This is a genomic window from Salinivibrio sp. ES.052 (assembly GCF_900141775.1).
In the GTDB taxonomy this organism is placed as follows: Bacteria; Pseudomonadota; Gammaproteobacteria; order Enterobacterales; family Vibrionaceae; genus Salinivibrio.
Map to the genome: position 1 here is coordinate 367,689 of NZ_FSRI01000003.1, position 13,899 is coordinate 381,587.

Annotated in this window: 12 protein-coding genes; 7 read left to right on the forward strand and 5 right to left on the reverse strand. The window is 46.8% G+C overall.

Annotated elements, in window-relative coordinates; genetic code table 11:
- Nucleotides 1-128 precede the first annotated feature (128 nt).
- A complete protein-coding gene (locus tag BUQ98_RS14570; RefSeq protein WP_074214519.1) occupies nt 129-1,847 on the forward strand; it encodes an IucA/IucC family protein in 1,719 nt (572 codons plus the stop codon).
- A gap of 47 nt (nt 1,848-1,894) precedes the next feature.
- On the opposite strand, the gene BUQ98_RS14575 is transcribed toward BUQ98_RS14570, so the two are convergent.
- Together BUQ98_RS14575 and BUQ98_RS14580 are read right to left on the reverse strand one after the other, a co-directional pair.
- Nucleotides 1,895-2,200, reverse strand: a complete 306-nt coding sequence (locus BUQ98_RS14575) for a DUF496 family protein (protein WP_025744875.1) — start codon at nt 2,198-2,200, stop codon at nt 1,895-1,897.
- A gap of 281 nt (nt 2,201-2,481) precedes the next feature.
- A complete protein-coding gene (locus BUQ98_RS14580; protein WP_074214520.1) occupies nt 2,482-3,411 on the reverse strand; it encodes a chemotaxis protein in 930 nt (309 codons plus the stop codon).
- Nucleotides 3,412-3,822: 411 nt separating this feature from the next.
- Here BUQ98_RS14580 and BUQ98_RS14585 point away from each other — a divergent pair, with 411 nt between their 5' ends.
- From BUQ98_RS14585 to BUQ98_RS14595, 3 genes are all read left to right on the forward strand, one after another.
- A complete protein-coding gene (locus BUQ98_RS14585; RefSeq protein ID WP_074214521.1) occupies nt 3,823-4,767 on the forward strand; it encodes a chemotaxis protein CheV in 945 nt (314 codons plus the stop codon).
- 73 nt (nt 4,768-4,840) lie between these two features.
- On the forward strand, nt 4,841-5,332 hold the full coding sequence (locus tag BUQ98_RS14590) for a SixA phosphatase family protein (protein WP_074214522.1): 492 nt from the start codon (nt 4,841-4,843) through the stop codon (nt 5,330-5,332).
- A 326-nt stretch (nt 5,333-5,658) separates the two neighbouring features.
- The gene (locus BUQ98_RS14595; RefSeq protein ID WP_074214523.1) at nt 5,659-7,017 is read left to right on the forward strand and encodes a hypothetical protein; all 1,359 of its coding nucleotides are present in this window, start codon (nt 5,659-5,661) and stop codon (nt 7,015-7,017) included.
- On the opposite strand, the gene BUQ98_RS14600 is transcribed toward BUQ98_RS14595, so the two are convergent.
- Both BUQ98_RS14600 and BUQ98_RS14605 read right to left on the reverse strand, forming a co-directional pair.
- Complete coding sequence (locus BUQ98_RS14600) at nt 7,014-8,936, reverse strand: putative bifunctional diguanylate cyclase/phosphodiesterase (RefSeq protein WP_083605314.1); 1,923 nt, start codon at nt 8,934-8,936, stop codon at nt 7,014-7,016. The two genes, BUQ98_RS14595 and BUQ98_RS14600, sit on opposite strands and share 4 nt — an antisense overlap.
- 51 nt (nt 8,937-8,987) lie before the next feature.
- Nucleotides 8,988-9,500, reverse strand: a complete 513-nt coding sequence (locus tag BUQ98_RS14605; RefSeq protein WP_074214524.1) for a putative pterin-binding protein — start codon at nt 9,498-9,500, stop codon at nt 8,988-8,990.
- Between the two features lie 226 nt (nt 9,501-9,726).
- Here BUQ98_RS14605 and BUQ98_RS14610 point away from each other — a divergent pair, with 226 nt between their 5' ends.
- Both BUQ98_RS14610 and BUQ98_RS14615 read left to right on the forward strand, forming a co-directional pair.
- The gene (locus tag BUQ98_RS14610; protein WP_074214525.1) at nt 9,727-10,887 is read left to right on the forward strand and encodes a trans-sulfuration enzyme family protein; all 1,161 of its coding nucleotides are present in this window, start codon (nt 9,727-9,729) and stop codon (nt 10,885-10,887) included.
- Complete coding sequence (locus BUQ98_RS14615) at nt 10,884-12,299, forward strand: Na+/H+ antiporter NhaC family protein (protein WP_074214526.1); 1,416 nt, start codon at nt 10,884-10,886, stop codon at nt 12,297-12,299. Before BUQ98_RS14610 ends, BUQ98_RS14615 begins: the two co-directional genes overlap by 4 nt.
- 138 nt (nt 12,300-12,437) lie before the next feature.
- Here BUQ98_RS14615 and BUQ98_RS14620 read toward each other — a convergent pair whose 3' ends face one another.
- Nucleotides 12,438-12,815 carry a glutaredoxin family protein gene (locus tag BUQ98_RS14620; RefSeq protein WP_074214527.1) on the reverse strand — a complete coding sequence of 126 codons (378 nt, stop codon included), beginning with the start codon at nt 12,813-12,815 and terminating at the stop codon, nt 12,438-12,440.
- Nucleotides 12,816-13,027: 212 nt separating this feature from the next.
- On the opposite strand from BUQ98_RS14620, the gene BUQ98_RS14625 reads away from it, so the two are divergent.
- Nucleotides 13,028-13,867 (forward strand): 2OG-Fe(II) oxygenase family protein, encoded by an 840-nt coding sequence (locus BUQ98_RS14625; RefSeq protein ID WP_074214528.1) that lies wholly within the window; start codon nt 13,028-13,030, stop codon nt 13,865-13,867.
- The last annotated feature ends 32 nt before the right edge of the window (nt 13,868-13,899 follow it).

The following is a 13,899-nucleotide window of genomic DNA, read 5'->3' on the forward strand; positions in this document are numbered from 1 at the left end:
CTTCAATATCAAATGATAATGGATATCATTATGATTATTGATCTTTACTCGTGATGTCAATACATTGATAACCGAATTGCCACATTTCACCTAAATTGGTGAAAATTAACGCATAAAGGACGTAACAAATGCAGGGGAATTATTGGCAAGCTGCCAATCAGAAGTTGATCGCAAAAGCGATCAGTGAGCTTCACTTTGAAAATGCGATTACCGTTTCGCACTTGGAAGGGCGACAGTTTAGGTTGAGGCTACCTGATGCCGAGTGGCTATTCTCTGGCACCATGAGTCTTTGGGGCATGGTGATGGTAGAGAGTGGTAGTGTGTCACGTGGGGACAATCGTCAGCCCGAGCTTATTTCGCTGGTGATGGATTTACAAGCCGTTATTGAGATGGTGCCGCTTCACCTCGGTGGCTTTATCGAAGAGTTGCAAGAAACGCTCGCCGAGGAACAGCAGCACCTGGCGATGCTAAATGCAATGCCAGCAGAACAACTGGTGGTGCTATCAGAAATCGACCGTCAGCCCTATTTGGATGCTCATCCTAAGTTTCTTGCCAATAAGGGCCGGTTAGGCTGGGGGCAGCAAGAGCGCCAGCAGTATGCGCCTGAATACGGTAACGCTTTTGCCTTGCATTACATCGCAGTACATCGAGAATGTGCGCAACATGGCTTTCGTCACGGGCTGGAGCAGGTGGCGTTGCTTACAGATACACTATCGCTGGCCTCTTACGATGCGCTCATGACACGGTTACCGGCGGATAAGCATGATGATTATCTCATTATGGCGGTGCATCCATGGCAGATGCAGCGCTATATTTACAGCCAATATGCATCATTACTCGCCTCAGGTGACATGATTGACCTTGGCACGAGTACGGAACAGTGGCGTCCACAGCAGTCCATTCGTACGTTGAGTCGGGCTGATGGACAAGGCAAATACGACGTCAAAACCGCCCTGACCATTCTCAATACCTCCTGCTATCGCGGTGTACCGGGGAGTTTTATTGCGCATGGCCCAGTGCTCTCAAACTGGCTGTCAGCCTGTGTGAGCCAGGATGCATTATTGTCGCGTCTTGGTATGCATGTGCAGCAGGAAGTGGCGGGAGTGTACTGCCCGCAGCCTTATCAGGCGCAAATAGACAGCTGTTACAAATATCACGAAATGTTGGGATGCGTCTGGCGTGAACGTGCGGAAAGCCTGTTGCCGTCTCATCAGCGACCCATGAGTATGGCGACCTTGATGCAAGCGGGTGGCGATGGGGTCAGCTGTGTCGAAGCGCTGATTACACGCACCGCGTTAACGCCTAACGAATGGTTACAGCGGTTGTTTGATCATGTCGTTGTCCCCCTCTATCACTTACTATGCCAATACGGGATTGGGTTGGTTGCGCATGGGCAAAACATTACCGTGGTGCTTGAAGACGATATCCCAGTGGGCTGCATGATCAAAGATTTTCATGGTGACTTACGCTTTGTCGATCAACCGTTTCCAGAGTTGGATAGTTTGGATAAAAGCGTGCGAGCGGCGATCAAACACTTACCGCCACACTATCTGGTTCATGATTTATATACGGGACACTTTGTGACGACACTGCGTTTTATTTCGCCATGGTTTGTGTCACTTGGGGTGGGTGAGGTTGAATTCTATCGTCAGTTAGGTGATACCCTTCACGCATATCAACAGGCACATACACAGTTGAGTGAACGGTTTAGTTTGTTTGATGTGTTGAGTGAGACGAAAGAGAAGATTTGTATCAATCGGGTCAGATTTAACATTGGCTACGATGATAGTAATGAACGACCGTTGCCTATGTTTGGTGAGCCTATCGCTAACCCTCTCGGCATGTAAAAAACCCGCCGTTTGGCGGGTTTCATTGAGCCAGTAAAGCAAAGGGGTTATTTTCCGCTCTTGCTTTGCTTGGTCAACTCTTTAATGGTTCGGCTAATTTCACGGCGCTGTTTTGAAATTTCCGCGTTTTTGATGATGTGATCATCAACACGATCTTCGTAATCGCCTTTCATATTCTTGATGATTTCAACGATTTCTTCGTAAGACATCTCAGGCTGGATGTAGTCGAGCAAGTTTTCTAACAGAACCACCCGCTTTTGGTTATCGCGGATTTTCTTGTCATTGTCCTGGATTTCTCGTTTTAGCTTGTTCTTTTGTCGTGAGTGCTTAACGATCTCATATACGCTGGTCATAGTAGTCGCCTTCTATTTTTTGAAGTATGAAAAAATTAAACCACAAGCGCCGCGGCAAACCCAGTCTTTTTGCGCTTGTAGTGGGGAGTTTTTGGTCAATTGAGTTATCGAGGAAGTAATAGGATAATCAGTATGAATGTTAGTGTTGAGACACCAAGAGACGTGTGTCTTTTCTACCATTCCACACCTCATTGATACTACTGTTTGATGGAAGTAAAGATATCAGGCTGGTATTGACAATGTTATGACACATGTCAATACCAGCTACAGCCAGACTCACCTTAATAATCGGTTGGGCTGCCTTCTAACTTCACGGATGAGCCAGAGGTTTTCATCATCGCACCGCGCAGCATCGCCTGCACGAGTTCCGTTGCATCGAACTTCGTTAGCGCTTCGTGTGCACCGACTTGTTTCGCTCTATCGACGCTGATGTCACTGGATAAAGAGGTATGCAAGATCAGATACGCTTCTGCGAGTTTATCGTCACCACGAATTTCAAATGCAAGCTCATAGCCATCAATACCTGGCATTTCAATATCGCTGACCACAATATCAAACGGCTTACCCGTAGACGCAGCATTTTTCATCATCTTCAATGCTTCCAGTCCGTTGTTGGTTACAAAGTAGGGAATATTGATACTGTCTAGGGCTTCTGATAGCTGTCTTCTGGCTGTCAAAGAATCATCCACCAGAAGGATATTCATCGGCTTCAGCTTCTCTCGGTCTACGTCTGCCAAGATAGGATGGAGCTTATCGGGGTCTGATGGGAAAATGTGTTCCATAATGTATTCTACATCGAGCAGCTGTACCAGCTTATCATCAATGTGCATTACCCCCGTTAAAAACGCACGCGTTCCTAAGGTCTCAGGTGGTTCAGAAATAGAGCGCCAATCACATTCACTAATTTTATCAATGCCACGCACTAAAAAACCCATTACGCGGCGTTGGCAGTCAGTGACGATGATATAGCAAGACTCCCATTCGGACTTTGCTATCGGCTTATAGCCAATCGCTTTTGCCATATCAATGACAGGAGTGGCGATGCCACGGAAGCTAGTGGTCCCGATCACCGTTGGGTGAGATCCCGGCAAATCCGTGAGCGGCTGAAAAGGGATGATCTCCCGCACTTTTAATGTCCCAATGGCAAAAGATTGGGTGGCAGTGAGGCGGAACATCAACATGCCTTGTGCTTGATTAGCTTTGCTCTTCATGGCATCACTCTGCGTGTTATCGTCAATCGTTTAGTAATGGTAACAGCCTTATCTTTGATCACCTATCCTTACACTAGGATAGGGGCTGATTAGCAAAAAGATAAATCTTTTCTGCGCAATTGTCTCATATTTGATACTTATTGACAGTCTCATTTAAACGAGGGATGCGCCACGCTTTGGGTGATGCTCTTTTGGTAATATTGATGAGTGAATAGGTCAGATTGGCCAAGCATTTAGACGCCAACCTTGGTAAAGAGGTTGCCTGTGGCTGTATCTTACCTAAAATAGAGAGAGGCTTTTTTGTCACCGTGCCCTTAGCGCAACAGAAAAGTAGTGAATAGAGGCACGTGAGTAAGCCAATACGTGTCCGGGTAAATGCGAACGAGCAGTAACACGACGGTTGAGTGAGCTATGACCAATATTTTAGATTCGGTAGATTCGCGGACACGGCTGGTGGGGGAAAATCGCCTCGAGCTTTTAATGTTTTACCTTGGTTCTACCCAGCCTTTTGCTATTAATGTATTCAAAGTCCGTGAAGTGATCAAAGTGCCCAAGCTTAATCAAATGCCGGGCTCGCATCCCAATATTCGCGGTGTCGCAATGATCCGCGGTAAATCAATCCCTGTGATCGATCTGAGGCAGTCTATTGGCATGGGGACGATTGGGATGTCCGATGAATGTAACGTTATCGTTACGGAGTACAATCGCACTATTCAAGCCTTCCTCGTCGGGCAAGTGATTAATATCAAGAATATGGGATGGGATGAAATCATGGAGCCGCCATCGAGTTCGGGGCGAAATAATTATTTGACGGCCATTACCCGCCAAGACTTTGATGGACAAACTCGTTTGGTTGAAATTGTCGATGTGGAAAAAGTGCTGGCCGAGATCGTTGCGTATGAAGTTGGCGTCTCTGAAGAGGTACTCGATCCGCAACTGACCCCTTATATGACGGGTCAACGAGTCTTGGTTGTCGATGACTCATCGACGGCGCGTGCTCAGGTCAGCGAAACCTTGTCGCAGTTTGGTGTCGAGTGCATTATCAAGAAAAATGGTGCGGAAGCATTGAATTTGTTGAAGGGGTGGTGTGATGAAGGCAAAAATGTCAGTGACGAAATTTTGCTGATGATCACCGATGCAGAAATGCCGGAAATGGACGGCTATAAACTGACACACGAAGTGCGCTCTGATAGTCGGATGAGTGATTTGTATATTGCACTGAACACGTCGTTGAGTGGTAGCTTCAATGAAGCCATGGTTAAAAAGGTAGGATGTGACCAGTTTATTTCTAAGTTTCAACCGGATCTTTTAGTGAGTGTGGTGCAAGAGCGCCTACGTCAAGTCGTTGCAACTTAATAGATAAAGTCTTCGTGTATTGAAAGAGAGCGAGCCTGGGCTCGCTTTTTTATTGAACAATGAGGAGAGCACCATGAAAACGGTATTTCTCATGCGCCACGCAAAATCAAGTTGGGACGATCCGAGCCTTGATGATCATGAACGTCCGCTCAATCCAAGAGGGTTTCGGCAAGCGCCGCAAATGGCTGAGCGTTTGAATGCATGGCTGTGTCAACCGCAGGCTATCGTATCCAGCACTGCCCAACGAGCGAAAGATACCGCTGTTCTGGTGGCACAAACGCTGGCGGATAAGCCCCCTATCGTTCTAGACCGCAAGCTTTACAGTGAGCAAAGGGCCATGATAGCGCATGCTATTCAAGCATTAGATGCTGACCATGACACAGTGATGATTATTGGACACAACCCCGCACTAAACGATTACCTGCACGATTTAGGGATGACTAAAGATAATTTACCCACATCAGGGGTTGCGGTCATTCATTATCCGGTCAAGCATTGGATCGAGACAAGTGAGTGCGATGCACAACTTTGTTTTTTAGATTGGCCCAAACGGCTACAGATTTAGCTATGATAGCGGCGTTAACGATGATCCACATGCATACTAGATATTGTTTTCACTGAACTATATTTAGTTCTTTGGTCGTAAAGTTATCTACTGTATCTGTGGATAACTCCGTTGACTTCTTTGTAACCGTAATGAACAGTCCACGCCAATACCGGAAGGCAACCCCACAATGACGAACTGGTTACAAAATGACCATCCAAGGTGGGGCAATGCGGTTGTTAAACAGTGTCACTGCAAATATGCGATACTCGCAGCATGGGAGTGAGTCACTCAATTCCCGATGATAGTGGTGGGACAAACTTGATTGCGTTCACAGGAGAGCAGTAGTGATCACGGTAGACAAACATGAGGGATTGTCGGTTAGAGTTGCGGTCCTGAATGAGGAAGTCAGTGCCCAAGAGGTCGAGTTTTACCTCTTTGTCCCGGGCGAGCTTAAGTTTGGTAAGCATGTGCTCTCCGAGGACGATTTTTATTATCGGGTACTCGCTAATAGCCGCACTTATTTTACGTCGCGTTATCATTTGCCTCTCGTACACGCACGGTTAGCGAGTCGTGACAAGCTACCAACAGAACAATATCGCGTTAGCTTGAGCCTGTATGCTTATCAATATGCGTTATCGTTGGAGAAGGCAACCCATGACTTTTTTGAGTCTGTGGCGGACCTAGACGATGCTGAAGCCTTGGAACAGTTGGAAGACACGATCGAAATGGCGGTTGAAATCTTGCGTCGTTTACGCCGTTATAAGCCGCAGAACGTGAAGCTTCTCAAGTATTACCATAATATTGACAACTACTTATCCTGGTTAACAGAGCAACGATTTCTCTCATTACTCGCCCATATGCCACGCGGTAATGTGTATAAAACGGCGCGCCAACAGCTGATTGAGCTATGCCAAGCAGAAGAAGCGCATCGACTGGTCAATCGTTATAATTCTGACAAAGCTGTACGAGATCCAACCCGCATGGTCAATAAAATGCGCCTTGCACGTCGGTTGATTGAGTTTCCCGTTACTATTCGGCAAGTGCCACAAGCGTTAGGGAAAAACCTGAATAAACTGGCAAAGGCGTCAGCAACCGCATTTGTGATGCTATTTGTGACAACAGTCATTGTCCGTGCGCGTCAATATTTGGGGGAGATTACACTGTCGTTTGTCTTAGCGATGGCGGGTATTTACGCCTTAAGGGAGATCTTTAAAGATGATCTGCGTGAGGCCTTGTGGCGATGGATTCGTAAGGGGCGACCGAAATGGCGCAAACGCTTTATTGATCCAACATCAAACCGGCAAATAGGGCGGCAACTAGAATGGCTCGATTACATTGATTTTAGTGTCTTACCTGACGATGTTAAGAAACTACGCCGGGGGAAGCTTCGTCAACGTGAAGAGGCGGTGGTACGGCTAAAAGTGAAAACACAGCTTGAGATGACTCGCTTTTTATCAGGGTATGATACGACGCGGGATGTATGGAAATTTGATTTCCGCTCTTTCTCTCGGTTAATGGATCGTGGTAGCCAGCGCTTGTACCGGCTTAATGAGGGGCAAGTACTCAAAGATTCGGTTGAAAAACGGCATCAATTTAACTTGATCAGTTGCCAGCGCATAAAGGGGCGGCCGACCGTTTATCAGCGCTGGAAAATCACCGTCAATCGTTCCAAAGTGGTCGACATTGAAGAAGTCTTTGATTAGTTTTTGATAAGCAATGTGTTTTTTTGATTGAGGTAATCAATACAAAAAGCATAAAAATCGATTGCGGTGAGCGGCTTGGCAAAGAAGTAGCCTTGAAACTCATCAACCCCTATTTGCTGTAGACTTATCAACTGCTCTTGTGTTTCTACGCCTTCGGCAACAACATGAATGCCAAGTTGATGTGCCATGTGGCAAATGGTATCGACCAGAACTTGCTGTTTTCGAGTATCGATAATCTCTTTAATAAAAGAGCGGTCAATTTTGACTTTGTCGAAGTTTAGATAATTTAGGATAGCTATTGATGACCACCCTGTACCAAAGTCATCAAGGGAGATGCGGATCCCGACATCTCGAAGTTGATTCATGAGTAGACTAAATCGGCCAATGTCATCCATTGTCATGGTTTCAGTTACCTCAAAGATAAGCTGTTTTCGTTGCTCAGGGTGTTTGGCAAAAATAGTAATGACACTGGAGATCAGTGAGTCGTTAAAAAAAGAATCGGAGAGATTGACCGATATATCGATGTGTTGATTAATGCTTTGCCACTCGGTGTTCAATGCATTATTGACTTGCCCTAATATCCACGCACCCAGTGATTGAGCCATACCTGATTCTTCTGCAATCTCGATCACGAGTTGAGGGTCGATTGATCCAAACTGTGGATGATGCCAGCGAATGAGCGCTTCGCATCCCAATCGATGTGGGTTAGCGGATACGATGGGTTGGAACATCACATATAGCTCTTCTTGATACTCATCCTGCAGTCTTTTTTTGAGCTCTTCACGCAGAACTCGACGCTGCTGGGCTTCTTGATCATATTCTGTTTTAAACACATCAATGCTGTCACGAATAACGGGCGATTGCTTCGCTTTCATTAAGGCGAGATCGGCATTATTCAGTAATTGGTTTGCAAATAACCACGGCGCTTTCACCTCATGGGTATTAATATCTAAGCTTTTGGCTATACCAATGGCTATTGATAAACGGTGATTTGGATAAATACTATCAATCACATCACGAAGCGCATGACACAATGGTTGGGTAAAGAAGCTTAAATGGTGGCTATCTATGTAAGTGAGTACAGCAAACTCGTTACTATTGAGGCGAGCGCAAGGATATCCATAAGGTAGGCAAATTGTTCTCAGTTCGTTAGCCAGTTTAACCAACATCGCATCACCTTGATCATAGCCCATTAAATCATTGATATCTTTGAAGCGACGGATATCAATGAGTAATAGCGTATGGATACGTTTTTCTGCGGCGGCTTGCTGTAAGCAGTCCAGCAAATAGTTACGGTTAGGCAATCCTGTTAGCCGGTCTTGCCAGGCAATTTTCTGTTGTTTGTGGTTAAAGCGATATAGTCTAAATGCAAAAAATATGAGGAGAAGCACGAGTCCACTAAATGCGGCATAGATGACCGAGAGTTGCCTATCAAACAATTGGCGCTGTTCTATCGCGGCGGAACCAGTGAAGTTATTCACCATTAGGTCGCGCACTTGAGGCAAGATAATATCTATCTCGTTTAATAGCGCCTGAAGAGATGAACGATTGCCATTAAGGACGGCCTGCTCGTGGCGTCGGATTAACCTGAAGGCTTTTTTCACCACAGGGACAGCATCAAATGCTTGACGCATCGCTGCGGTCTCATGGCTACTTAAAAACGTATCGTAACGACTCCATAAAATGTCATAAGTGAGGATAAGTGATTGTGTATCGCTTTCTTCTGCCGCTAAGTAAAGTGCGAGTTCATTACGAAAATCAATGGTTTCTAGCTCCATTTGTGCCAATGCCCATGCGGATAGCTGGGTATGTAGCGCTTGACGCGTATAGGCTTGATGGAACTGGTAAAGCGTTGTCGCTGCCAAGACAAGTGCCGCGAATACGAAAACAATAAACGCGATAAGGGGGCGCCTCACCATTATTTTTCCAACCTCTTTTTGGTGGCGTGAAGCACACGCTCTGTGTTTTGATTAATAACCCAGTACTTCAACATGGTTTGCCTGCCATATCATGCGACTATGTAACACCTCGTTGTCTAACTGATCAAACTCGGTCAACGGGTAGATAACCCAAATGGGTCCTTTATCACGCACTCGCATCCAATCTCCGTTTTTTTTGATAGCGAAAACCGGATTGTATTTATCGATATCGTTGGTGGGAATTTCAGCCCAATAGTCGTTTAAGGCATAGACTTTTAAGCTGTTTTTGGGCCTGTTGAGTGTTTCTAACAGCTTCTGTGTCGAAACGCCAAGAAAAACTTGTACCCCTTCCGTCCAAGGTGTCCGTGTTGTGATGGTTCGGTCAGCGATTTGCATCAATTGTTCGCGGGTGAATGATTGCTTTGCAACGTCACCGGATACTGTCAACAAGGGTTTTGCTTCAACACGACTCCCGAGTAACAGCAGGAGCAATGTTGAGATCAACAAAAACGACACCACGCGTGAAGAGTAGTACTTGATGCTTGCGGCTCTATAGTTCGTCATTTCTCAATCCCTTCTTAACCTCGTTTCTTAAACCTAGCTGCTTACTCAATAAAATGCGCATAAAAGCGGCAAGACACACTGAGTCATTAGATAGAACTAATTAGAATATAATTCTAGTAATAAAGTAAATGATTTGCGTAATATCATATGCAATCTCTTTTATTGTCGTAATAATGACTCATTTTTCCAGTTGTTACGATTTATTATCCTGATGTTGAGTCCAATCATGAAAAAACCGCACTTTTCGACGCTCGCCGTTCACGGTGGTAACCACACTGACACTGGCCATAATGCTGTTTTCCCGCCTATTTATACGGCGAGTAGCTTTATTCAAACTGGCTTGAGCCACCCATCCGACTTCGGCTATTCGCGGGTTGCTAATCCAACTCGGTATGCCTATGAGAGTGCGTTAGCCGCTCTTGAGCAGGGAACGTATGCCACTGCAACTGCGTCCGGCATGGCAGCGACCGCATTGGCATTGGAGCTATTACCTGCGGGATCTCATATTGTTGCAATGCGGGGTGTTTATGGCGGTACGCATCGTTTATTCGAGAAATTGCGTGCGCAAAATAATGGGCTAACGGTTGATTATGTCGATCTCAACGATCTTGAGGCGGTGACAGCCGTGTTGACATCGAATACTGCCATGATCTGGATTGAGACACCAACTAATCCGCTATTGGAGTTGGTGGATATCCAGGCGATCAGTCAGTTTGCCAAGCAGCACCAATTATTGACTTGTGTGGATAATACATTTGCGACGGCATGGAACCAAACACCACTGACGTTAGGGGCCGATATAGTTATGCTTTCAACCAGTAAATACATCGGTGGGCATTCCGATATGATTGGCGGTGCGTTGATCACTGCGGATGAGGCGTTAGCGAAAAAAATCGATTTTGCTAAAACGACAGTTGGCGCAATTGCCTCGCCGTTCGATGCTTATCTGGCATTGCGTGGATTGAAAACGCTGGATCTACGTATGCATCGTCAATGTGATAATGCGCAGCAAGTAGCCCAAGCATTAGAGGGACACCCAGCGATTGAAGCGGTTTTCTATCCGGGCCTATCGTCACATCCGCAACATGCGCTTTGTCAGAGGCAAATGCGCTCAGGCGGCGCGGTGGTCACCATTCAGCTAAAAGGCACACGTGTCGAAAGTGAACGATTTTTGGGCCGTTTGCATTACTTCATTTTGGCCGAGTCGCTCGGCGGGGTGGAGAGCATGATAAATCATTCTGCTTCCATGTCTCACGGCTCCATGCGTGCAGATGCGCGTGAGGCGATGGGCGTCTTTGATACCACCTTCCGCCTATCGGTGGGCATTGAGGACAGTCGCGATCTGATTGACGATCTCCTGCAGGCGCTCGATCAGGAGGCGTCATGACGGATTATGGCGTCTGGACGGTGGTAACGCCCCTTGTCACCATTGTACTTGCTGTGGTCACACGCCAGGTCATTCTGTCGCTACTGGCAGGGGCGATGGTGGGTTATACCGTTATCGCCAATTTCAATCCATTCGCCGGCGTGGCGAAGGCACTGGACAGCTATATTGGTGTATTTGCCAGCGCGGGGAATACGCGCACCATTTTGTTTTGCTTTATGGTGGGTGGATTAATTCGCCTAATCCAAGTCACAGGCGGCACTCGGGCAGTGATTCATGCGCTCACTGAGCGTGCTCAATTAGTGAAAAATCCGATTGCGGTACAGTTGCTTGCGATGGTGACCACTATGCTGATTTTTATTGAAAGCTCTATTTCAATTATGTCAGCGGGCACGGTGAGTCGTGATTTAGCCGATCACTACCGCGTCTCTCGTGAAAAATTAGCCTATGTGATCCAGTCATCCTGCGTCGCGACCTGCTCCAGTGTGATGATCAATGGCTGGGGTGCCGCGATGATGGCGATTATTGGCGTCCAAGTGAGCAAGGGGTATATCGAGGGTGAGCCCTTCACCATTCTATTGCATGCCATTCCTTACAACCTAATGGCGTGGCTCTCCTTACTGGCGGTACTGTGTTATGTGCTTACTGGCGCGAGCTGGGGACCGATGGCGAAAGCGGACAAACGTGCGGCAGCTGGACAGGTATTACGTGAAGGTGCTTTCCCCATTGCGGGCGATCATCAGCGAAATGATGAGCCGCTAGGCAAAGTCAGTTATTTCGTTCTGCCTCTACTGACCACCATTTTAATGGTGCCGGTGGGACTGTTTATTACGGGTAATGGTGATATTGCCTCTGGATCGGGCTCAACGGCTGTCTTTTGGGCGGTGATGACAGGTACTGCGGTCGCGATGGCTTTCTTTATCGGTGCTCGTGTCTTGTCGTTAGATGCTTTTTTCCGCCATCTGTTAGCCGGATACGCGAATATGATGCCACTTGGGGCAATTATGTCACTGGCTTTCTTGATGGGGGATTTATCGGCCGACTTACATACGGGGCACTATATCACTCAGGTGATTGATGGCATTCTCCCTGCTGGGTTATCAGCCGCTTTTGTCTTTGTGATTGCCGCGATTATGTCGCTTGCGACCGGGACCTCGTGGGGCACGTTTGCAATCATGATCCCGATTGGTATCCAGATTGGCGCCGCGACAGGGGTTGATCCGCACTTGATGATTGGTGCATCGATATCTGGAGCCATTTTTGGCGATATGACGTCACCAATTAGTGACACGGGGATCGTTGCGTCAATGGCCACGGGCAATGATCATGTCGATCATATCCGCACTCAGTTTCCTTATGTCATGGTGGTGGGAGTGGCGAGTACGATTGCCTTTGCGGTTCTAGGGAGTATGTAGAAAAAAAAACTGCCCGAGCGCCATGCAAGGGCAGTTTAGCAAGGCCCGATGAATCAGAGATAAACGTATCGGGCAACAAGGGGCAAGCGAAGGAGTCTTGTCACTAAAAAGATAGACACCCTTACATGCCCTGTCTAATTATTTTTTCATTATTGGGGCCGCTTGCTGATTTAAGTAGGCAATAATATCGTCCGATTCATACAGCCAATGGGCGTCTCCACCTGTATTTTCTATGCGCAAGCAGGGTACCTTGATACGGCCACCACCTTGTTCAAGTGCTTGTCTCGCTGTCATGTCGCGTTTGGCGTCTTTCACCGCCAGAGGCAGCCCTAATTTGCGACTTGCTTGGCGGACTTTGACACAAAATGGGCAGGCAGCAAATTGATATAGCGTGACTTGTTGTGACAACCGGTTGAGGGCTTGCTCTTGCTCAGCAGTTAGCTGCGGAGACTTAGGTTTGGTCAACGTTTCGATGACGAGAATAATTTTTCCAAGGATCCAGCGAATAACGCCCATATAACCTCCATGCGTTAAAAGGAGATAGAGTGTAACACGTGATGTGCGTTTGCCTATTGTTGGACGACTTTCGCCTTAAGAAACCGATTCTCGCCTTGTCAGAAACAAAGTGTTTCTCGATGGAAACAGAATCGCGTTGTGCCCGCTTATCTGGCTGTTAAACTATTATTACAACAACCTCACGATAAAAAGCAAACGATTACGAGTACGTTATGAGACTACAAGCTATTGACTTTAAAGCGCCTGATGCCGAACAGGCGTTTGTTGAATCTTTACGTGAAACCGGCTTTGGTGTGCTAAAAAACCATCCACTTCCACAGCCGTTAGTTGCTGATATTTATCAGCAATGGGAGGGGTTTTTTAACACGGCAGCCAAACAGGATTTTACCTATAAACCTGAAACACAAGATGGTTTTTTCCCATCGAAAGTCGCTGAAACAGCGAAGGGGCATACTAAGCGTGATCTGAAAGAGTTCTTTCACTATTACCCATGGGGGCAATGTCCGGATGTGTTAAGAGATAACCTGCAATCTTATTATGAACAGGCTACTGGACTCGCGGAAACCCTTCTCTCATGGGTGGAGCGCCAGTCACCAGGCGATATTAGTCAGCATTATTCGCAGCCGTTATCGAGTATGATTAATGGCAGCCAACAAACATTATTGCGTGTATTACATTACCCGCCGTTAAACGGTGATGAAGAGCTAGGAGCGATCCGTGCGGCTGCGCATGAAGACATTAACTTGCTCACCATTTTACCGGCAGCCAATGAACCTGGTTTGCAGGTAAAAGCAAAAGACGGGAGTTGGTTGGATGTACCATGTGATTTTGGCAACTTAATTGTGAATATTGGCGATATGCTGCAAGAAGCCTCACAGGGTTATTTTCCTTCTACCACGCACCGCGTGATCAATCCCGACGAGGCGGATAAAACCAAGGCACGTATTTCGTTGCCGCTGTTTTTACATCCCAAACCCGATGTTGTCCTTTCTTCTCGCCATACCGCCAAGAGCTATTTAATGGAACGTTTGCGCGAACTGGGCGTGATTTAACCGAACGTTTCTGACGTCTGCCGAGGCATTAA

Bases quoted from the DNA above. Each gene is read 5' to 3' on its own strand.
- BUQ98_RS14570 (WP_074214519.1), top strand. From the start codon at position 129: ATGCAGGGGAATTATTGGCAAGCTGCCAATCAGAAGTTGATCGCAAAA.
- BUQ98_RS14625 (WP_074214528.1), top strand. From the start codon at position 13,028: ATGAGACTACAAGCTATTGACTTTAAAGCGCCTGATGCCGAACAGGCG.
- BUQ98_RS14615 (WP_074214526.1), top strand. From the start codon at position 10,884: ATGACGGATTATGGCGTCTGGACGGTGGTAACGCCCCTTGTCACCATT.
- BUQ98_RS14580 (WP_074214520.1), bottom strand. From the start codon at position 3,411: ATGAAGAGCAAAGCTAATCAAGCACAAGGCATGTTGATGTTCCGCCTC.
- BUQ98_RS14575 (WP_025744875.1), bottom strand. From the start codon at position 2,200: ATGACCAGCGTATATGAGATCGTTAAGCACTCACGACAAAAGAACAAG.
- BUQ98_RS14605 (WP_074214524.1), bottom strand. From the start codon at position 9,500: ATGACGAACTATAGAGCCGCAAGCATCAAGTACTACTCTTCACGCGTG.
- BUQ98_RS14590 (WP_074214522.1), top strand. From the start codon at position 4,841: ATGAAAACGGTATTTCTCATGCGCCACGCAAAATCAAGTTGGGACGAT.
- BUQ98_RS14620 (WP_074214527.1), bottom strand. From the start codon at position 12,815: ATGGGCGTTATTCGCTGGATCCTTGGAAAAATTATTCTCGTCATCGAA.
- BUQ98_RS14585 (WP_074214521.1), top strand. From the start codon at position 3,823: ATGACCAATATTTTAGATTCGGTAGATTCGCGGACACGGCTGGTGGGG.
- BUQ98_RS14600 (WP_083605314.1), bottom strand. From the start codon at position 8,936: ATGGTGAGGCGCCCCCTTATCGCGTTTATTGTTTTCGTATTCGCGGCA.
- BUQ98_RS14610 (WP_074214525.1), top strand. From the start codon at position 9,727: ATGAAAAAACCGCACTTTTCGACGCTCGCCGTTCACGGTGGTAACCAC.